17 protein-coding genes are annotated in these 18,718 nt (G+C 63.6%); 9 read left to right on the forward strand and 8 right to left on the reverse strand.

The window, feature by feature from the left end:
• Positions 1-59: 59 nt before the first annotated feature.
• Genes ACQY4T_RS01280 through ACQY4T_RS01290 form a run of 3 tightly spaced genes read left to right on the forward strand, consistent with a single transcriptional unit; the run spans position 60 to position 5,550 of the window.
• Positions 60-1,109 (forward strand): Ldh family oxidoreductase, encoded by a 1,050-nt coding sequence (locus ACQY4T_RS01280; RefSeq protein ID WP_428536541.1) that lies wholly within the window; start codon positions 60-62, stop codon positions 1,107-1,109.
• Entirely contained in the window at positions 1,109-3,361 is a 2,253-nt protein-coding gene (locus tag ACQY4T_RS01285; RefSeq protein ID WP_428536543.1) for a xanthine dehydrogenase family protein molybdopterin-binding subunit, read from the forward strand. The genes ACQY4T_RS01280 and ACQY4T_RS01285 overlap by 1 nt, the downstream gene beginning before the upstream one ends.
• Entirely contained in the window at positions 3,358-5,550 is a 2,193-nt protein-coding gene (locus ACQY4T_RS01290) for a molybdopterin-containing oxidoreductase family protein (protein WP_428536545.1), read from the forward strand. The genes ACQY4T_RS01285 and ACQY4T_RS01290 overlap by 4 nt, the downstream gene beginning before the upstream one ends.
• Here ACQY4T_RS01290 and ACQY4T_RS01295 read toward each other — a convergent pair.
• A complete protein-coding gene (locus tag ACQY4T_RS01295; protein ID WP_428536547.1) occupies positions 5,547-6,743 on the reverse strand; it encodes an MFS transporter in 1,197 nt (398 codons plus the stop codon). The genes ACQY4T_RS01290 and ACQY4T_RS01295 overlap by 4 nt on opposite strands.
• Positions 6,740-7,783: an LLM class flavin-dependent oxidoreductase gene (locus ACQY4T_RS01300; RefSeq protein ID WP_428536549.1), complete on the reverse strand. Its 1,044-nt coding sequence runs from the start codon at positions 7,781-7,783 to the stop codon at positions 6,740-6,742. Before ACQY4T_RS01300 ends, ACQY4T_RS01295 begins: the two co-directional genes overlap by 4 nt.
• 138 nt (positions 7,784-7,921) lie before the next feature.
• On the opposite strand from ACQY4T_RS01300, the gene ACQY4T_RS01305 reads away from it, so the two are divergent.
• From ACQY4T_RS01305 to ACQY4T_RS01330, 6 genes are all read left to right on the forward strand, one after another.
• Positions 7,922-8,983 carry a threonine aldolase family protein gene (locus ACQY4T_RS01305; protein ID WP_428536551.1) on the forward strand — a complete coding sequence of 354 codons (1,062 nt, stop codon included), beginning with the start codon at positions 7,922-7,924 and terminating at the stop codon, positions 8,981-8,983.
• A gap of 29 nt (positions 8,984-9,012) precedes the next feature.
• On the forward strand, positions 9,013-9,882 hold the full coding sequence (locus ACQY4T_RS01310; RefSeq protein ID WP_428536553.1) for an ABC transporter permease: 870 nt from the start codon (positions 9,013-9,015) through the stop codon (positions 9,880-9,882).
• Positions 9,882-10,694, forward strand: a complete 813-nt coding sequence (locus ACQY4T_RS01315) for an ABC transporter permease (protein WP_428536555.1) — start codon at positions 9,882-9,884, stop codon at positions 10,692-10,694. The genes ACQY4T_RS01310 and ACQY4T_RS01315 overlap by 1 nt, the downstream gene beginning before the upstream one ends.
• A gap of 24 nt (positions 10,695-10,718) precedes the next feature.
• On the forward strand, positions 10,719-11,348 hold the full coding sequence (upp, locus tag ACQY4T_RS01320; protein WP_428536557.1) for a uracil phosphoribosyltransferase: 630 nt from the start codon (positions 10,719-10,721) through the stop codon (positions 11,346-11,348).
• Between the two features lie 605 nt (positions 11,349-11,953).
• Positions 11,954-12,235, forward strand: coding sequence for a hypothetical protein (locus ACQY4T_RS01325; protein WP_428536559.1), 282 nt, complete (start codon positions 11,954-11,956; stop codon positions 12,233-12,235).
• A gap of 187 nt (positions 12,236-12,422) precedes the next feature.
• Positions 12,423-12,725 (forward strand): phosphopantetheine-binding protein, encoded by a 303-nt coding sequence (locus ACQY4T_RS01330; RefSeq protein ID WP_428536561.1) that lies wholly within the window; start codon positions 12,423-12,425, stop codon positions 12,723-12,725.
• A gap of 56 nt (positions 12,726-12,781) precedes the next feature.
• Here ACQY4T_RS01330 and ACQY4T_RS01335 read toward each other — a convergent pair whose 3' ends face one another.
• The 6 genes from ACQY4T_RS01335 to radA all read right to left on the reverse strand — a co-directional run bounded on the left by ACQY4T_RS01335 (position 12,782) and on the right by radA (position 18,677).
• Positions 12,782-13,693, reverse strand: a complete 912-nt coding sequence (locus tag ACQY4T_RS01335) for a tetratricopeptide repeat protein (RefSeq protein WP_428536563.1) — start codon at positions 13,691-13,693, stop codon at positions 12,782-12,784.
• Positions 13,684-14,166, reverse strand: coding sequence for an OmpA family protein (locus ACQY4T_RS01340; protein ID WP_428536565.1), 483 nt, complete (start codon positions 14,164-14,166; stop codon positions 13,684-13,686). The genes ACQY4T_RS01335 and ACQY4T_RS01340 overlap by 10 nt, the downstream gene beginning before the upstream one ends.
• Before the next feature lie 160 nt (positions 14,167-14,326).
• Positions 14,327-15,034 (reverse strand): SDR family NAD(P)-dependent oxidoreductase, encoded by a 708-nt coding sequence (locus ACQY4T_RS01345; protein WP_428536567.1) that lies wholly within the window; start codon positions 15,032-15,034, stop codon positions 14,327-14,329.
• A gap of 16 nt (positions 15,035-15,050) precedes the next feature.
• A complete protein-coding gene (gene purF / locus ACQY4T_RS01350) occupies positions 15,051-16,568 on the reverse strand; it encodes an amidophosphoribosyltransferase (RefSeq protein ID WP_428536569.1) in 1,518 nt (505 codons plus the stop codon).
• Between the two features lie 12 nt (positions 16,569-16,580).
• Entirely contained in the window at positions 16,581-17,165 is a 585-nt protein-coding gene (locus ACQY4T_RS01355) for a CvpA family protein (protein ID WP_428536571.1), read from the reverse strand.
• A 117-nt stretch (positions 17,166-17,282) separates the two neighbouring features.
• Positions 17,283-18,677: a DNA repair protein RadA gene (gene radA / locus ACQY4T_RS01360; protein WP_428536573.1), complete on the reverse strand. Its 1,395-nt coding sequence runs from the start codon at positions 18,675-18,677 to the stop codon at positions 17,283-17,285.
• Positions 18,678-18,718: the final 41 nt, after the last annotated feature.

Below are 18,718 nucleotides of genomic sequence, written 5' to 3' on the forward strand. Positions count from 1 at the left end.
TCTGGCCATCCGACGACCCCTGGTTTAGCCTGCGTCGGAGCAATCCGCGGAGAAAGTCCATGCCCAATGTGCCCGCCGAAAAACTGATCGAGGTCGCCCGAGGCTTGCTCGTCGCCGCCGGCGCGTCGGAACAAGAGGCCGAGGTCATCGCCCGCTACAACATCGGCGCCAACCTGGTCGGCCATGACAGTCACGGCATCATCCTGATCCCGACCTACATAGACCGCATCAAGGTCGGCCACATCGTTCCGCAAGCCCCATGGGTAATCACGCAAGAGACGGCGACCACAACCGTGATAGATGGCAACTGGGGTTTTGGCTACGCGGTGACCGACCGAGCGATGCGCTATACAATCGAAAAGGCGAAGACGCAGAATGTGGCGGCGGCGACGGTGTTTCGCCAGAGCCATATCGGACGCCTCGCCAGCTATCCTTTGCTGGCTGCCAAGGAAGGCATGATCGCGATGATCACAGCCGATTCCGGCCGCAGCGCCAAGGCCGTTGCCCCGTTTGGTGGCGCCAAGCCGCGCCTTGGCACCAATCCGATCTCCTTCGCCATCCCGTCCAACCTGGACGGTCCGTTCGTGTTCGATATGGCGACCTCGGCCGCCGCCGCCGGCAAGATCAATGTAGCGACCGCCCGCGGTGAGCAGGTGCCGACGGGCTGGCTGATCGATGCGGAAGGAAAACCATCGACCGACCCGCGCGTGCTGAAGTCCGGCGGCGCCCTGCTGCCTCTTGGCGGCGCCGAGGGTTACAAGGGCACCGGCCTGGCCGCGATCGTCGAAATCATGTCCGGGTTGCTGACCGGTCTCGGGTTCGGCGTGGAACCAAGCGGACGTCACAACGACGGCTGTTTCATCGCGGTATTCAACGTGGCCGCGTTCCGCGATCTGGCAATGTTCAAACAGGAAGTGACCGAGTTTGCACACTATCTGAAAGCGACACCCCTGGCCCAAGGGTTCACCGAAGTGTTCTATCCGGGCGAAGTCGAGTTCAACAAGGAGCGCGATCGCCGCAAGAACGGCGTGCCGATCGAGGATTCCACCTGGGCCAAGATCCGCGATCTGGCACACGGCTACGGCATTGCCGACAAACTCGGGCTTTGATGGCATTCATCGGCCAATCCTCGCGGCGGCTGGAAGACCAGCGCTTGCTGATCGGCCGTGGGGTATTCGTCGATGATGTGAATGACCCCGGACAAGCCTGGGCCATTGTTGTCCGGTCGCAGCACGCCCACGCGGTGATCGATCGGATCGATACGACGACGGCGCGGGCGATGCCCGGTGTCCTGGGTATCTACACCTATCAGGACATTGCCGACCTCGGGCCGCTGCCGTGCGCGACCCAGGTAGCGACGCTAGCGCCGATGATCGTGCCGCCACGTCCGGCGTTGGCAGATGGGCGGGTGCGACATGTCGGCGACCCGATAGCGTTCGTTGTCGCCGAAACCATCCATGCCGCGCGTGACGCGGCGGAGCTTGTGGAGGTGGATTACACGCCGCTTCCCTGTGTCGTCGACGCAGCCGCCGCCTTGGCACCGACAGCACCGCGACTGTGGGACAGCGGCAATGAATCGTATCGCTTCCAGCGTGGCGATGTGACGGCGGTGCAGGCAGCGATGGCCGCGGCCGCGCACGTCGTGGACATCGAGGTCATCAACAACCGCCTGGTGATCGCGCCGATCGAAACCCGAGCGGCCATCGGGCGATGGCTGGGAGGCGGGTATGATCTGTTGGCGACCGCCGCCAGCGTGCACGCCATCCGCGATCAGCTTGCCGACAGCGTATTTCGTTGCCCCCGTGACCAAATCCGGGTTTCGGCGCCTGACGTCGGCGGTGGGTTCGGGATCAAGAATTGCCTGTATCCGGAATGGGTGATGCTGCTGTGGTGCGCCCGCAAGCTGGGGCGTTCGGTGAAGTGGGTGGAAGATCGGGCCGAAGACTTTGTGTCCACCGCGCAAGGCCGCGACAACTTGTCGCGCGGCCGTCTGGCATTGGATGAAAACGGCCTTTTTCTGGCCCTCGAGGTCAGCACCATCGCCGGCCTGGGCGCCTATATGTCGGGCGGTGGTCCCGGCAGTTCGACCAACGCACCGGCGGCGGCGATGGGCGGCGGCTACGTCATCGCGGCGATCCACATGGATGTGCGCGCGGCGTTCACCAACACCGCGCCGATCGATGCCTATCGCGGCGCCGGCAAGCCCGAGGCGAACTATCTGATCGAGCGCCTGATCGACAAGGCGGCTAACCAGTGCGGTTTCGACCCGATCGACTTGCGGCGTCGCAACCTGATCGGATCGTTTCCTTACCAGAAAGCGCTGGGCACGGTCGTCGACTGCGGCCGCTTCGCCGCCAACATCGACGACGTTCTGTTGCTCGCCGACCATGCGGGTTTTGCCGGGCGCCGCGCCGTCAGCGAAAGCCATGGCAGGCTTCGCGGCATCGGCCTCGCCTGCTTCCTGGAAACCGCCCGCGGTGCTCCGAATGAGGGCGCCGAACTTCGTTTCGGCAAAGACGACACGGTGAAGATCCTCGTCGGCACGCAGAGCAACGGCCAGGGACACGAAACATCATACCCCCAGATCGCCGCCGACCTGCTCGGTCTTAACCCCGAACAGTTCCGTTACATCCAGGCAGACACAGCGGAAATTCCCGAAGGTAACGGCCATGGGGGCGCCCGATCGATGCATATGGGCGGTGCCGCGCTGTTCAAGGCGGCGCAAGAGGTCATCGAGAAGGGCAAGGCCGTGGCGGCCAGACTGCTGCAGGCCAGCCCCGATCAGGTGGTCTTCGCGGCTGGGCGTTTCACCGTCGAGGACCGTTCCGTCGATCTGCTGTCTGTCGCCCGCGATACCTCGCTGGATACCTATGTCTGGAACCTGCTTGATATCATCACCTTCCCCAACGGCTGCCACATCGCCGAGGTCGAAGTCGATCCCGATACCGGCATGGTCGTGCTGGATCGCTATACCGCGGTGGACGATTACGGCACGCTGATCAATCCGTTGCTGACCATCGGCCAGGTACAAGGCGGCCTGGCTCAGGGCATCGGCCAGGCGTTGCTGGAACATACGGTCTACGATCCGCAATCGGGGCAGATGCTCAGCGGGTCGTTCATGGACTATCAGTTGCCACGTGCCATCGACTTGCCGGATCTTGATATTACTCTGACCGGCATCCCAACCCAGGCCAATCCGCTGGGCGTCAAAGGTTCGGGTCAGGCCGGAGCAATCGCCGCACCACAAACCATCATCAACGCCATACTGCACGCCTTGTCGCCGCTCGGCGTGACCCATATCGACATGCCCGCGACGCCGGAACGGGTCTGGCGGGTCATTCAGCAGGCAACCATACAATGACCGGAACGATATACGAAGCCCCGCGTGCCGAAGCCAAGACCGGCGAAACGATTGTCACCAGCACTTGCGGCCACAATTGTGGCGGTCGTTGCGTGGTCAACGCCCATGTCAGCAACGGGCGTATCGTACACATCTCGACAGACGCCAGACGCTGGAACCCCGACCACCCTCCATTGCCGGCGTGCGCGCGTGGTGTCGGCCAGATCGAGCGCACCTATCACCCCGACCGGCTGAAATACCCGATGCGCCGCAGCGGTCCGCGCGGATCGGGTCAATACCAACGAATAGACTGGGGCGAAGCGCTCGATACCGTCGCGAACCATATGTTGCGAATACGATCCAAATACGGCAACGCCGCGATCCTGGACGCATCGCGCACCGGCAGCCAATCGATGCTGCATGGACGGGTCGCCGCCCAGCGGTTCCTGTACATGTTCGGCGGCTGCACCGATCTCTGGTCCAACATGTCCGCCGAAGCCGAGGTATTTGCCGTCCGCATCACCTACGGCGAGAAAGACTACAAATCGGCCGGGCGCGAGCCGACCGATTTCGTCAACTCCAAACTGATCCTGATGTGGGGCTGGAGCCCGGGCGACGGAACCTTCGGCACCGGCACCATGCAGTATCTGAAACACGCGAAGCAGAACGGCACGCGAATTATCTGCGTCGACCCGCGCGTTACCATGACCAGCAGACAGCTTGCCGACGAACACATCTTCATCCGCCCCTCGACCGACGCCGCCGCCTTGATCGCCATGGCCTACGTCATCGTGTCGGAGCAACTGAATGACCAGCCCTACTGCGACCGTTACGTCTACGGACTAGACGAAGGCAACGTCCCGCCTGGTGCATCCTATAAATCCTATCTGCTCGGCCTGAACGACGGTCAGCCGAAAACCCCCGAATGGGCCGCTTCGATCACCGGTATTCCAGCCGAAACGATTCGCCGTCTGGCGGTCGAATTTGCCTCCGCCAGGCCAGCCGCGATCCAGGCCGGCTACGCCGCCGGGCGCACCAGCTTCGGCGAACAATTCCACCGCGCCGCCTACGCCCTGGCGGCGATCACCGGCAATGTCGGCGTCCCCGGCGGCAGCTCCGGCGTCAGCAATGGTGCAACCGGGCGGGCAGGAATCAAGAGCCTGCCGATGGGCAAGAACCCGATCGAAGCGAAGGTTGCCTCGCCGCTGCTCGCCGACCTGCTGGCACGGGGCAAGGCGGGCGGCTATCCGGCGGATATCCGGCTGATCTATTCCTCCGGCGGAGACCTGTTCAACCAGTGCCCGAATGCCGGAAAACTGGCGGCCTCGCTCGACAACGTGGAATTCATCGTCGCCCAGGATCACTTCCTGACCCCGACCGCACGCCTCGCCGACATCGTGCTTCCGGCCACCACCTTCTGGGAACGTAACGACGTTCACACCCCCTGGGCCGGCGCCGGTCATTACGCGATCTACATGCGCCAGGCAATCGAACCGATGTATGAATGCCGCAACGACATCGACATCTTCAATGACCTGTCGCGACGCCTCGGCATCTACGGCTACAACGACAAATCCGAGACCCAGTGGCTAAAGGAACTCACCGCCGATGCGGTGGGCGACTTCGACAGCTTCACCGAACAGGGCGTGGCAAGATTTCCCGCGCCGCCTGACGCGGTGGCCTTCGCCAAACAGATCCGCGATCCGGACCACCACAAATTCGCGACGCCATCAGGCAAGATCGAAATCTATTCGACTGTCCTGGCAGACAAACCCAATCCCTACGGGCTCGGGTTGATCCCGCCGATCCCAACCTGGTTTGCTTCCGACGACGACACCGAGCGCTTTCCTCTCAGCCTGTGCACACCAAAGTCCCGCGCTCGCACCCATAGTATCCACGGCAACCAACCCGGCCTCGCCCGAGTCGATCCCGATACGGTGTGGATGCATCCCCAGGACGCGGCAGCAAGGGGAATCAAGCATGGACAGCGCGTGCGAGTGTTCAACGACATCGGCGCGACCGTTCTGCCTGCCCAGGTGACGGATCGAATTGCGCCGGGCGTGGTCTCGATCAAAGAGGGAGCCTGGTACACACCTGGCGTGGACGGGGTCGATTCGAACGGCTCCGCCAATGTCCTGACCACCGATCGCGCCGCGCCCTCCGGGGCAACCACCTACAACACGAACCAGGTGCAGATCGTACCTGTTTAGCGCCGAGGCCGCGAAACCCAGCCATACAACGCCCCGGCTGCCATCAGCACGGAAGTCCCCAGAAACACCGCGCGCATGCCGAAATGCCCGCCGACGAAGCCCCCTGCCAATGGACCCGCCACCTGCCCGACATACTGCGAGGATGTCGAAAGCCCCAGCACGCTTCCGGCGCTCTGTTCGGGAACATTGTGGCGAATCACCGTCGCCACGCAGGGCAGCAATCCACCGAGTGAAAGCCCCATCAGAAAGCGCAGCGCGATCAACTGCCATCCGGCGGTGACGAAGGCCTGCGGTATCAGCAACGCCGCGCACACCAGCAGGCAGCCGATGATCACCGCCCAGTGGCCCATTCGATCAGCCAGTTTTCCCAGCCGGGACGCGGAAAGAATGCTGCCCAAGGCCGCCGCCGCCATCACGAAGCCGGCTACAATAGTGACCTGCGCCGGGTCGCGAACGAGCTGCGACACATAAACCGTGATGATCGGCTCGATCGACATGTTCGCCAGCATCAGCAGCATCCCGGTGATCAACATCGCCACGACGGGGCCCTTGTCGGGAACACTCGCCCAACCGCCCTGCCGCGAGGCCTGTTTGGATCGCCGCGGCCGTGGCTCCTCCCGGATCAGGAAAGTCGTCGCCAGGAATGCAACGAAGATGATCGCGCCGGCTGCAAGGAACGTCATCCGGATGCCGATCAGCGGTGGCAGAAAGCCGCCGATCAACGGACCCGCCAGGTTGCCGGCCATTATCCCCGACGACATCATGCCCAGCGCCCAGGCGGTCTGCGCGCGCGGCGTCTGCGTCGCCACCAGCACCGTCGAACCGGAGGAGTAGCCGCCCAGCAGCCCCGCCAGCAGCCGCAGCCCGACCAGTTGATAGACATTCTGCGACAGGCCGATCAGCGACATCGCCACCGCCATGCCCAGGCTCGCCCTGATCAGCATCAGTTTGCGGCCGTATTGATCGCCCAGCCTGCCCCATAATGGCGCGAACAGCGCCGCCGTCAGGAACGTGGCACCATACGCCGCACCCGACCATTGCACGATCGCGGCGTGGTCGCTGACCCCAAGCTGCTGCACATACAACGGCAGAAACGGCAGCAGCAGCGTCATCGCCACGATGGTGGTGAACGACCCGAATACGCAGACCCAAAGGTTGCGCTGCCAGTGGGATGTCCCGTCTTCCTCGTTCACAGCGCGGGGATCACCTTGTCGTTGAACAAGGTCAGGCTGGCCGCCGTCTGTTCATGGCTCATCGGCCCGAGACGGAATTGCATGATCAACCCGCCGACCCCCGTCGCCTTCAAAGGCGCCAGTTTCTCGGCCACGGTCGCGGGCGACCCACAAACCAGCGCGTGCTCGACCGCCGCGTGCGCCGGAGGCGCGCTGCCCGGCGCCGGCATCGGCAGGATCGACGCCTGCTGCTCCGCGTATATACGATTGCGCATCGCCACGCGGTGCTCGTGCATCGCCTTGAAAGCCGGAACCGCGACCCGTTCTGCCTCGGCGTCGGTCTCGGCGACGAACACGTTGCGCCACACCCAGCATTCATCCAGCTTGGCGGCTATCGTCGCCTCATCCAACCCGATCCCGCGCAACGTCTGTCGATACAGCTCCATTCGCTGCGCGGTGACGGCATTGTTCTGCACGTTCATCATGAATGGATTGCCGCGCCGGGCGATCTCCAGCATGCCGTGCTCCGTCGCCGCGGCACGGATCACGTAGGGATGCGGTTTGGTGAAGGTCGAAGGCCTCAGCTCCGGCAGGTTCAGGTTAAAAAACCGGCCGTTGTGCCGCACAGGCCGCCCCTGCCAAGCCTCGAACATCACCGCCTCGGCTTCCTCGAAGCGGCCCTGCGCCTCGGTATGGTCGATGCCGTAACCTTGGTAGTCATAGATGTTGTAAGCAGTACCCCGGCCCAGCCCGACGATCAGCCGGCCCTTGCTGATGTGGTCGATCAGCGCAACCTGCTCCGCCAGCCGGATCGGGTGATGCAGCGCCATCTGTGCGACCGCGAAACCAATCCTGGCGCGGCTGGTAGCGACAGCCAGCGCGGCGGCGAAGGCGACCGGATCGACATAGGCGACGATACCGTCGAAATGGTGCTCCGCCAGCCAGATCGTGTCGAACCCAAGCGCGTCGGTCAGCCGAGCTTCCTGAAGCGTCTCGTCGATGATCCGCCCGTCGTCGGCAGCCGACATGCTATCGGGGAACAGAAAGTTAGAGAATTTCATCCGGCAACCTAACTGTGTTTCCGGTGACCCGTTGACCTCGCATAAGGCAACAAACTCACCCCTCCCCAGCATCGGATGGACCGGCTTTGCAGGCAATGCCCCTTCTGGTACGACCAAGCCAAACTGGAGCGCATTGCCATGAGCTACGAACCAAAGCGTGCCGATCTCTCTGTTCCGGTCCGGGTCAACCTCTACTCCGACACCCAAACGAGGCCTTCCCCCGCCATGAAACAGGCGATGATGGAAGCCGAGACCGGCGACGAACAAGGCGGCTCCGATCCGACGGTCTGGGAACTCTGCGACCGCACCGCCGCGCTGCTCGGCAAGCAAGCGGCGATGTTCATGCCCTCCGGCACCATGTGCAACCAGGTGGCGGTGGCCACCCATTGCCGCCCCGGCGACGAGATCCTGGCGCACCAGGACGCCCACATCCAATCCAGCGAGGCCGGCGGCCCCGGCGCCATCAGCGGCGTCATGATCCGCGGCTTGCCCGGCAACCGCGGCATCTTCACCGCCGAAACGCTGAACGCCGCGATCCGCCCCCTCAGTCGCTACTCGCCCCCGCAAACTCTGGTCGAAGTAGAGCAGACCGCCAATAAAGGCGGCGGCTCCTGCTGGAAGCTGTCCGAACTGCGCGAAGTCGCCCGGGTCGCCCACGCCCATGGGATGAAGGTCCACATGGACGGTGCGCGCATGCTCAACGCAGCGGTCGCGCTCGGCGTGGCGGCGAGCGATATGGTCGCCGATTGCGACACGGTCTGGCTGGACTTCACCAAGGGACTGGGCGCGCCGCTCGGCGCGGTCCTGGCCGGCCCGCGGGATTTCATCGGCGAGGCCTGGAGATGGAAACAGCGGCTCGGCGGATCGATGCGCCAGGCCGGCATGAACGCCGCCGCCTGTATCTACGCATTGAACCACAATATCGACCGCCTCGCCGAAGACCACCGCAATGCAGCGACCCTCGCCCGCGCCATGAGCCAAATACCGGGGATCGAGGTTGAAACTCCGGAAACCAACCTGGTATTTTTCGATAACAAAGCCACCGGCCTGACCACCTCCGAGTTCGCCGCCAGGCTACGCCCGCTCGGTGTCTCGATATCCGTTTCGGACACGTACCGAGGGCGCGCCTGCACCCATCTCGATGTCAACGCGGCGCAGATCGACGGAGCGATTGCTGCCATGCGCCAAGTTCTCCCGTGACAACGATCGGCCGCGCCCGCACAAGACCGATGAAGGCCGATGGCGCGGCGATGCAGCGCCGAGTGCTGACATTTATGCAAGCCGCGCCCCTCGCCGCGATCCTGATCGTCTTCCTGCTGCTGCCCATGTGCGTGATCGTCGTGGTAAGTTTCTTCGACTACAACAGCGTCCAGATCATCCCTGCCTTCGAATTCACCAACTACACCGACGCCCTCGCTTCTTCTGTCACCTGGGAAACCTACCTCAACACCCTGCGCTACACCCTCATCGTCTGGGCAGTCACCACGGTGCTAGGCTTCATCGTCGCCTATGTGCTGGCGTTCGAAATCCGCAGCCGCACCGCTCAACTGGTGTTGTTCCTGGTATGCACGGTGCCGTTCCTGACCTCGAACATCATCCGCATGATCTCGTGGATTCCGTTTCTCGGCCGGGAAGGCCTGCTCAACAGCACGCTGATCAAGCTTGGACTCATCCATCAGCCGCTCGAATTCCTGCTATTCTCGGATTTCGCCGTCGTCCTGGCCTACACCCATCTATACACGCTGTTCATGGTCACACCGATCTTCAACACCATGATGCGGATCGACCGCCGCCTGCTGGAGGCAGCGATCGACGGCGGCGCCGGTTGGGGCCGCACCCTCACCACGGTCATCATTCCGCTGTCCAAATCCGGCATCGCCATCGGCTCGATTTTCGTCGTCACAATGGTCATGGGCGATTTCATCACCGTCCGGCTGATGAGCGGAGGCCAAAGATCATCCGTCGGACTGATGATCTCGAACCAGATTTCATCCCTGCAATATCCGGCCGCCTGCGCCAACGCCGTCGTGCTGCTGTCGGTCGTGCTGATCATGATCGCGGCAATCCTGCGCATCGTCGATATCCGAAAGGAGCTGTGATGGCCGCGCCACTCCGTCGCTTCGCACTGCTGACCGTGCTGGGCCTGTTCATTCTTTTTCTCTACGGACCGACCTTGACCATCCTTGTGCTGTCGTTCCAAGGCCCGGACGGCGGCTTGACCTTTCCGATGAACGGCTTCTCGCTGCACTGGTTCTACCGCTTGTTCCAGACCCAGGCGGTCGGCGACTTTGGTAGCTCGATCGCCCGATCCTTTGCCCTGGCAACCATGGTGATGATCGCCACCGTTGTCGTGTCGCTCGCGGCCGGCATGGCGTTCCGTCGCCGCTTCTGGGGCTCCGGACCGTTGTTCACGCTGACCGTGGCCAGTCTCATTATCCCCTCGATCCTGGTCAGCCTCGGCGTCGGCTTGCTGTTCAACCAGCTCGGCCTCGATCCCGATTGGTATAGCTCCGCGTTCGGAGCGCAACTTACCTGGACCCTGCCGTTCGGCCTGCTGATCATGTTTGCGGTGTTCAACCGCTTCGACCGCGCGTGGGAGGAAGCGGCGCGCGACCAGGGCGCCACCGCATGGCAATCGTTTTGCCATGCCGTGTTGCCGATCATCATGCCCAGCGTCATCGGCATCGCCCTGTTCGGCTTCACACTGTCCTACGACGAGTTCGCCCGCACCCTGCTGACCGCCGGCAGCGACAACACCCTGCCGCTGGAAATCTTCGGCATGACGACCAGCGTCACCACGCCCGTACTTTACGCCCTAGGAACATTAACCACGATGTTCTCGTTCCTGGTTATCCTGTTCTGTCTGATCGCCGTCCGCCTGTTGGCCGCCAAACGAGCGATCGCGGCATGATCGCCAAACGCCTGGAGTGACGCGATGCCCGACGTGACCGTTCTGGATCACCCGTTACTGCGCCATAAACTGACCCTGCTGCGCGACAAGCACACCACAACCGCGCAGTTCCGGCAGGTCGCCCGCGAGGTCAGCCTGCTGATCGCCTACGAGGTCACCCGCGACCTCCCGCTGGAGCCGATCGAAATCGACACCCCGTTGGAGCGGATGCAAACCGAACATCTCGCCGGCAAGAAACTCTGCATCGTCCCGATCTTGCGCGCCGGCAACGGTATCCTCGATGGCATGCTCGACCTCGTCCCATCCGCCAGGGTCGGCCATATCGGGCTGTACCGCGATCCGGCCACGCTGCAACCGGTGGAGTATTACTTGAAGCTGCCGACTGACGTCGCCGACAGGCTGGTCATCCTGGTCGATCCGATGTTGGCCACGGGTCATTCGGCGGTCGCGGCGGCGTCACGCCTGAAGCAGTCGGGGGTCACCGCGATGAAGTTCGTCTGCTTGCTAGCCGCACCCGAGGGCGTGGCTAACTTCACGCAGGCGCACCCCGACGTGCCGGTTTTCACCGCGGCAATCGACCGCGAACTGGATAGCCACGGCTACATCAGGCCCGGATTGGGCGATGCCGGGGACAGGCTCTACGGCACCCGGTAGCCGAGCAAAAGCCGTTCTGATATGCGCTATTTCGTTGCTAATACGCTTTATTGAAAGCACAAATTCGAAAAGTCCCGATCTATTTGCCGCCGCACCGATGCCCATGCGGATTTATCGAGAGTTTTGCTTGTCCATCACTAAACCGTGTGCTTATCCTCACGTCGCCGTGATCCAAAGCAAACCAGCGGGGCTGTGATGGCTGTAATACAGTTAACATCGAAAGCGTCCAAGGGCCAGTCCTTCGCTGTGCCGGAACTAATTCTGATCAGAAGTTGGTCCGAAGCCAATGGCCTTCGAATGGTTGTGCGGCTTGATCACGGTTCAGAGGCAGAGGATTACGAAGAAGTACTCGCGTTCCATCGCGGCGACAGCCCGCTCTGCTGCTGGATCATGTGGCGCAATGCCCGATCAGTATTCGTCCAGCCGCTGATTGGACGGATCCAGAGATATAGTTCGGTCGCGGAAGCGTTTGAGGCAATGGCCGCAAAGCGACGCGTCGTTGTCACCGACATCGACGCGACACATTGGCCGACTTAGCCGGCAACCCATTCCGATCAGAAATCGCCCACCCGATGCCCTCGTTTCCGCCAACTGGAGTTGAAACAATGTCGAGTGAAGTCATCACAGTCAGACTTTCCCAAAAGCACGCAGCATTCCTTCAGGCCAACCTGGCGGTGCTCGCAACCACCACGCGTCAGGCCATGACGCGTCCCGGAGTGGAACCCGACCGTCGCGTCGCGCTTGGAAGTCGCGCCGCGCTGCTGGAAACCATTGAGGACGCTGTTCACGGTGCGCTGCTGGAGGATTCGCAGAATGCCCGCAAAGCGACAGCGCGCCCCGACGTCCGGCAAACCGTGCATAACCTCAGCCAACTTTCCGCAGCCTAGGCATCACGCAAGCTGAGCTTGACGCTTCGCATCAAGCCGCGGTGTTCCTCCGCAGCCCCGATATCTGACTCACTTTACCAAAACGAAGTGACCTGCCGACTTCCTTGTGAACGTCGGAAAGCCCCGAGCAGTCACTGCTTGTGCCACGCCGAAGCCGCATCCCATGTAGCTCCGCCAACCCGATAAGATGAAGGGTTTTGCCATGCGATCCATGCCCGGTGAAAAGGTCTTTGAAAAAGTCGCCCTGGCGGTTCGGCAGACCGTTTCCATCGAACAACATGGCCTGACGCCAAGAACCCGCATTGCCGGTGATCTCGGCGTCGGCCGGTTCGGCCGAATCAAACTCGCACTCTATCTGGAAGAGACATTTGACGTCGAAATTCCGGACGACGTGGTCGGCCGGTTCGATACCGTCGGCGACATCGTCCGCTACCTGAGCCGCTGGTCACACGAAACAGTGGAGTTCTCGGCCCACGCGGTCGCAACCTAATCGACCGCTCGCGGGTTGCCGCCTGGCCTGCCGCGGCCGTGTTCCTGCAATTGCCGTCAGTGCGCCGCGCGCGGCGCCTCCGGGGCGGAGGCTACCGATTGATGCGGCCCGTTGGCCGGACCTGTGGAGAACCAACTCCAATCGGTCGCGGCTTGAGCGCCATTCGGTCCAACCGTATCGACCTTCCAAAGGTAGAAATCGGCATTCGCCGGCAGATGGGCGACCATCGCGGTCGTGCTCACCGAGGCTGAAAACACCGGCTTCAGGTTGGGACCGCCTAGCACCTGCACGTCATAGTGTACCGGTTGCGGTTCTGCCGGCGCCTGCCACACCAGTTCCACCGCCGGTTTGCCTTCCGCCAATTTCAACGCCGCATTCCGGGTCGGCACCGCCAAGGTGACCCCAACCAATTGACCGGCCGGCCGAGCCGCCGCGCTCGCCTGCAGAAGCTTCAATCGGGACGCCGCGGCGGGAAGACCACCGTCAGCCGCCTTTCGCAGCCAGGCTGCAGCGACATCGGAATTGTGCGGCACACCCTCGCCCTGGTCATATAGCAAGCCGAGATCGTAGGCTGCCCGCAAGTGCCCGCGCGCGGCTGCTCGTGCATACCAAAGCGCCGCCTTATCGACGCTTTGTGCAACGCCGCGGCCACTGTCATACATTGCCGCAACATTGAATTCGGCCTCTGGCAAACCGGCATCGGCAGCGGTCTTATACCAGAAGAACGCGGTTTCAGGATCCTCCGCCGTGCCGTTGCCGAGGTCATACAGCAGGCCCAGGCCAAACTCCGCCTCGGCATTCCCGGCCCGGCTGAGCTCCGCCCAGATCCCCAAAGCGTCGGAGAAGTGCCCGGCATCATAGGCCCGTCGGCCGTCCTCCGGCGTCGCGGCCGCCGCTGGGGTCCAACACAGCCCCAGCAGCACCATGCCGGCCGCGAACCGCAATGCCAGGGTCGGGCTCAGCGCCAACTGATCTCGACGCGGCGATTCCGCGCCTCGGGCTTGCCATCGGGATCCGGCACCGCCGGCTCGGTTTCACCCTTGGCGAGCAACTGGAAACGCTCGATCGGGATGCCGCGTGCCACCAGTCCTTGCAGCACGGCATCCGCACGTACTTGCGATAGTCGCAGGTTGGTCGCGGCAGTCCCGGTGGCATCGGACCCGCCACTGACCACCATGATGATCGGCTTGCCGTCCCGATAGGTCCGCGCCGCCTGATCCAGCACCGCTAGACCCTGCGGCGAGATCGTCGCGCTACCGGAAGAGAAAAACACCGACAACGAATCCGGCGCTTTCGCTGCCGCCGGCGCCCCGGAAGCAGGCGTCGAAACGGCCTGCGGTGTCGGCGCCTGCGGGGTCTGGGCCTGCGGCGTCTGGGCCAATGTCACTGTCGCGCCAAGAACGGTCGCCACCCCTGTCAACACAAACAACCCTTTGAACATGCTGAGCCTCCTGAGGAACACAAAAGACGGGTTCACACAGCAGTCATACGCACGATTCAGCCGCCCGGATGCTGTTCACAGCGACTTGTGAACATATAGGATTACGTGAAACCAACTAAATTGCCGGTCAAACCACTGTTTCAGATGCTTCCGCAATAGCTTACGCGAAACCGATAACCTTTCCGTTGCGCGACTCCGTTGGCAGGCAAAGCGCTGCCAATGAAGGGGCAACCGCCGCCGGACCGGGCAGGGTATCGCGATCCTCGCCGGGGAACGCGTTCGAGCGCATCCGGGTCGCCACCGGACCCGGATCGAACAGGTTCACCCGCAGCCTGCTGATCGCAACCTCTTGCGCCCAGGTCTGCACCAGGTGCTCCATCGCCGCCTTGGTCGCCCCCATCGCCCCCCAGTAGGCCCGAGGCTCCCGCGCTCGGCTTTCGGTGACGAACACCGCTCGTCCCGCCGGCGCTTGGCGCAACAGAGCGTCACAGGTGCGGATCAGCCGCCAACTCGCGGACAGATTCACCGCCACCACGTCGGCCCAGTCATCCGGCAGGATATGCGACACCGGCGTCAGCCGCCCCAGCACCCCGGCATTGTGCACCAGAACATCCAGCCGGCCGAAACGCTGATACAAGGTCGGACCGATCGCATCGATCTGGTCACCCTCCCGTAGGTCCAACGGCAGGATCGTCGCCTCGCCGCCGGCCGCGCGGATCGCATCGTCGGTTTCCTCCAGCCCGCCCTGGGTGCGCGCCGTGATCGCCACCCGCGCCCCCAGCCTGGCCAGTTCAATCGCCGCCGCCGCGCCGATGCCCCGGCTGGCGCCGGTGACCAGTGCGATCGTCCCCTCGGCGAAACCCGACATCAGTTCACGCCCGACATCAGTTGTTGGCGACCAGCAGGCTGAGCTGGCGATCCGCGTTGTCCTGCTGATCGGGCAGCGGGATCGGGTAGTCTCCGGTGAAACAGGCGTCGCAATAGTACGGCTTGTCCGGATCCCGACCGGGTTTGCCCAACGCGCGGTACAGCCCGTCTATGGAGATGAACGCCAGGCTGTCGGCGCCGATCAAATCAGCCATTTCCGCCACGCTATGGCTCGACGCCAGCAGCTTGCTGCGTTCCGGGGTATCGATACCGTAGAAGCAGGAATGCGTCGTCGGCGGCGACGAGATCCGCATGTGTACCTCTTTCGCGCCGGCCGCCCGGACCATCTCCACGATCTTCTTGCTCGTGGTGCCCCGCACGATCGAGTCATCCACCAGCACCACCCGCTTGCCCTCCAGCACCGGGCGGTTGGCGGAATGCTTCAGCTTCACCCCAAGATGGCGGATATGCTCCGTCGGCTCGATGAAGGTGCGCCCGACATAGTGGTTGCGGATGATCCCAAGCTCGAACGGAATGCCGCTCTGGATCGAGTAGCCCATCGCCGCCGGAACCCCGGAATCCGGCACCGGAACGATCACGTCGGCCGGGACGTCCGCCTCCACCGACAATTCGGCGCCGATCCGCTTTCGAGCGTCATAGACCGGCATTCCTTCCATCACCGAATCGGGCCGCGCAAAATAGATGTATTCGAACACGCAGAACCGTTCCTTCTGCTTGTTGAATGGTTTGACGCTATGGACGCCCTTGTCGTTGATGACGACGATTTCCCCCGGCTCGACATCACGGATGAAGTCGGCGCCGACGATGTCCAGCGCACAGGTCTCGCTGGCCAATACCCAGCCGCCGGTGCCCTCCGATCCGATGCGGCCCAGGATCAGCGGCCGCACCCCCAGCGGGTCGCGAACCCCCATCAGCGCCTCGTTCGACAGCGCCACCAGCGAATAGGCGCCGACCACCTGTTTCAAGGCGTCGATCAGCCGGTCCACCACGGTCGAGTAAAGGCTGATCGCGATCAGATGGACAAACACCTCTGAGTCGGTGGTGGATTGGAACAGGCAACCCCGTCGCACCAGCGCGCGGTGCAGCACGTGCGCGTTGGTCAGGTTGCCGTTATGCGCCACGGCGAACCCGCCGAACTCGAAGTCGGCATACAGCGGCTGGACATTGCGCAGGATCGTGTCACCGGTCGTGGCATAGCGGTTATGCCCCAGCGCGATACGGCCGGGGAGTTTCTCGATCACCCTGGCGTCGCTGAAATTATCCCCCACCAGACCCATGCCGCGATGCGAATGGAAGCGAGCGCCGTCAAAGCTGGTGATGCCGGTGGCTTCCTGGCCGCGGTGCTGCAAGGCGTGCAGCCCAAGCGCCGTCACCGCCGAGGCGTCGGGCACATTCCAGACACCGAATACGCCGCACTCCTCGTGCAGCGAGTCGTCCGAGTCGCCGGCCCCAAAAGGGTCGCCCGAAGAAGCGTCGCCCGATGCAGCGTCGATACTGCGGCTGTTGAACGCCATCTGTAACAACTCCTACTCGCGATCAGGTGGTTTACCGGTTGCCCGTCCCTGCGGATTGGCGTGCAACAGTGCTTCCGCGGTGGTCGCTCGGCCCAACGGAGGCGCCTCAAAGGCATGTGGGCGGTAGGTCTCAGGCAATTGCTCCCCTACCCAGCGAGCCGCTTCATAGGTCGGCGTCAACGTCCTGGCGTTCAGCACCGCCTCCGGCCAACGCTCGATCGGCAACACCATCTGCCCCAGAATGTAGGCAACTATGACCACCGCCGCACCCCGGGCCAGACCGAAAACCAGCCCCAGCGTACGATCAATCCCGCCCAGTGCCGAACGTCGCGTGATGCGCCCCAGCATTCCGGCGATCACCATCAGCACGATCAGGCTGACCAGGAACACCACGATGAAACTGACCGGATCGACCCAGTCCGGAGTCGGGAACAACTGGCGCACCAGCGGGCGCATGTTGGGCAGCGCCAGGATCGCCACGGCGACCGCACCGACCCACGCGCCCACGCCCAGCACCTCCCGCACGAAGCCGCGCGCGAACGCGAGCAACCCCGAGATCGCCACAAAACCGAAGACCGCGAGGTCAACCCAGGTCATGCCACCGCCCAAGAGCAAGTTCGCGTCGCACCGAACATCCGCGGCGCGGCGTTCCTGCGTCCAGCTAACGCAAGTCAAGCGGGGTTATCGTCCCGCCGGCGCCTCTCGCCAAGCGCATCATGGGGTCCGTTTGACGGATTCAGGGGCAAAACGCGCCACGAGATCGGCAATGTGACCGACTTCCTCCAGTCGCAGGCCCTCGGGCGCCGCCAATTTGCGATTGCCGTGCGCCACCCGCCGGGGCAGCGCAGCCGAGTCGAAGCCCAGCTTGGCGGCCTCCTTGAGACGCGCTTCGGCCTGCGCAACCTGGCGCACCTCGCCCGACAATCCGACCTCCCCGAAATACACCATCCCCGGGCTGGTCGGTGTCGCGAACGCCGCCGAGGCGATCGCCGCCGCCACCGCAAGGTCGGCGGCTGGTTCGCTGACCCGCAAGCCACCGGCAATGTTCAGGTACACGTCGGTCTGGTTCAGCCTCACGCCGGCTCGGGTTTCCAGCACCGCCAGCAGCATCGACAGCCGGCCGCTGTCCCAGCCGATGACGGAACGCCGCGGCGATCCGCCGGGGTTCGGCGCCAGCAGCGCCTGGACCTCCATCAGCACCGGGCGGGACCCTTCCAGCCCGGCGAAAACCGCGCTGCCGGCGATGTTGCCGCGACGTTCGGCCAGGAACAGCGCCGAAGGATTGGGCACTTCGGCCAGGCCGGCCTCGGTCATCTCGAACACCCCGATCTCGTCGGTCGCGCCGAATCGGTTTTTCACCGCGCGCAGGATACGGAACTGATGCCCGCGGTCGCCTTCGAAATACAGCACCGCGTCGACCATGTGCTCCAGCACGCGCGGCCCTGCCAGGGCGCCGTCCTTGGTAACGTGGCCGACCAGTACCAGGGCAAAGTTGCCGGCTTTTGCCAGCCTGATCAGTTCGAACGAGGCGGCGCGGACCTGGGTCACGGTTCCCGGAGCGCTCTCGATCGTATCCATCCACATGGTCTGGATTGAATCGATCACCACCAGCGTGGTGTCCTTGGCCTGTTCCAGGCTGGCCACGATGTCGCGGACATTGATCGCGGCGGCCAGTTCGATCGCGCACTCGGCGACCCCCAGACGCCTGGCCCGCAGCCGGATCTGATCGATCGACTCCTCGCCCGATACATACAGCACCCGCCGCCCGGAGCGCGCCAAGCACGCCGCCGCCTGCAGCAGCAAGGTCGATTTGCCGATGCCCGGATCGCCGCCCACCAGCACCGCCGAGGCCGGCACCAGCCCGCCTCCCAGCACGCGATCCAATTCAGCGATGCCGACACTCGCGCGCGCCGGCGGTTCGGCGCTTCCCGCCAGCCCGACGAAAGCGACGGACCGGCCCGGTGGCGCCTTGGCCGCGGGCCCGGGGCGGGCGACGACGGTCTCCTCCTGCACGGTATTCCACTCGCCACAGGTCTCGCAGCGTCCGGCCCACTTAGGCGTGACGGCGCCGCAAGACTGGCAGACGAAGCGCGACGCTGGCTTGGCCAAATAGGCTTCCCGGTTGAGGCAGGCGAAGGCGGTTCCGGCGC

It is taken from the genome of Rhodopila sp. (assembly GCF_965277825.1).
Taxonomy (GTDB): Bacteria; Pseudomonadota; Alphaproteobacteria; order Acetobacterales; family Acetobacteraceae; genus Rhodopila.

Coding starts and splice junctions, on each gene's coding strand:
- purF (WP_428536569.1), bottom strand. CDS start 16,568: ATGGCGTTCAACAGCCGCAGTATCGACGCTGCATCGGGCGACGCTTCT.
- ACQY4T_RS01340 (WP_428536565.1), bottom strand. CDS start 14,166: ATGTTCAAAGGGTTGTTTGTGTTGACAGGGGTGGCGACCGTTCTTGGC.
- ACQY4T_RS01310 (WP_428536553.1), top strand. CDS start 9,013: ATGAAGGCCGATGGCGCGGCGATGCAGCGCCGAGTGCTGACATTTATG.
- ACQY4T_RS01315 (WP_428536555.1), top strand. CDS start 9,882: ATGGCCGCGCCACTCCGTCGCTTCGCACTGCTGACCGTGCTGGGCCTG.
- ACQY4T_RS01300 (WP_428536549.1), bottom strand. CDS start 7,783: ATGAAATTCTCTAACTTTCTGTTCCCCGATAGCATGTCGGCTGCCGAC.
- ACQY4T_RS01330 (WP_428536561.1), top strand. CDS start 12,423: ATGAAGGGTTTTGCCATGCGATCCATGCCCGGTGAAAAGGTCTTTGAA.
- ACQY4T_RS01325 (WP_428536559.1), top strand. CDS start 11,954: ATGTCGAGTGAAGTCATCACAGTCAGACTTTCCCAAAAGCACGCAGCA.
- ACQY4T_RS01345 (WP_428536567.1), bottom strand. CDS start 15,034: ATGTCGGGTTTCGCCGAGGGGACGATCGCACTGGTCACCGGCGCCAGC.
- upp (WP_428536557.1), top strand. CDS start 10,719: ATGCCCGACGTGACCGTTCTGGATCACCCGTTACTGCGCCATAAACTG.
- ACQY4T_RS01355 (WP_428536571.1), bottom strand. CDS start 17,165: ATGACCTGGGTTGACCTCGCGGTCTTCGGTTTTGTGGCGATCTCGGGG.
- ACQY4T_RS01280 (WP_428536541.1), top strand. CDS start 60: ATGCCCAATGTGCCCGCCGAAAAACTGATCGAGGTCGCCCGAGGCTTG.
- ACQY4T_RS01305 (WP_428536551.1), top strand. CDS start 7,922: ATGAGCTACGAACCAAAGCGTGCCGATCTCTCTGTTCCGGTCCGGGTC.
- ACQY4T_RS01290 (WP_428536545.1), top strand. CDS start 3,358: ATGACCGGAACGATATACGAAGCCCCGCGTGCCGAAGCCAAGACCGGC.
- ACQY4T_RS01285 (WP_428536543.1), top strand. CDS start 1,109: ATGGCATTCATCGGCCAATCCTCGCGGCGGCTGGAAGACCAGCGCTTG.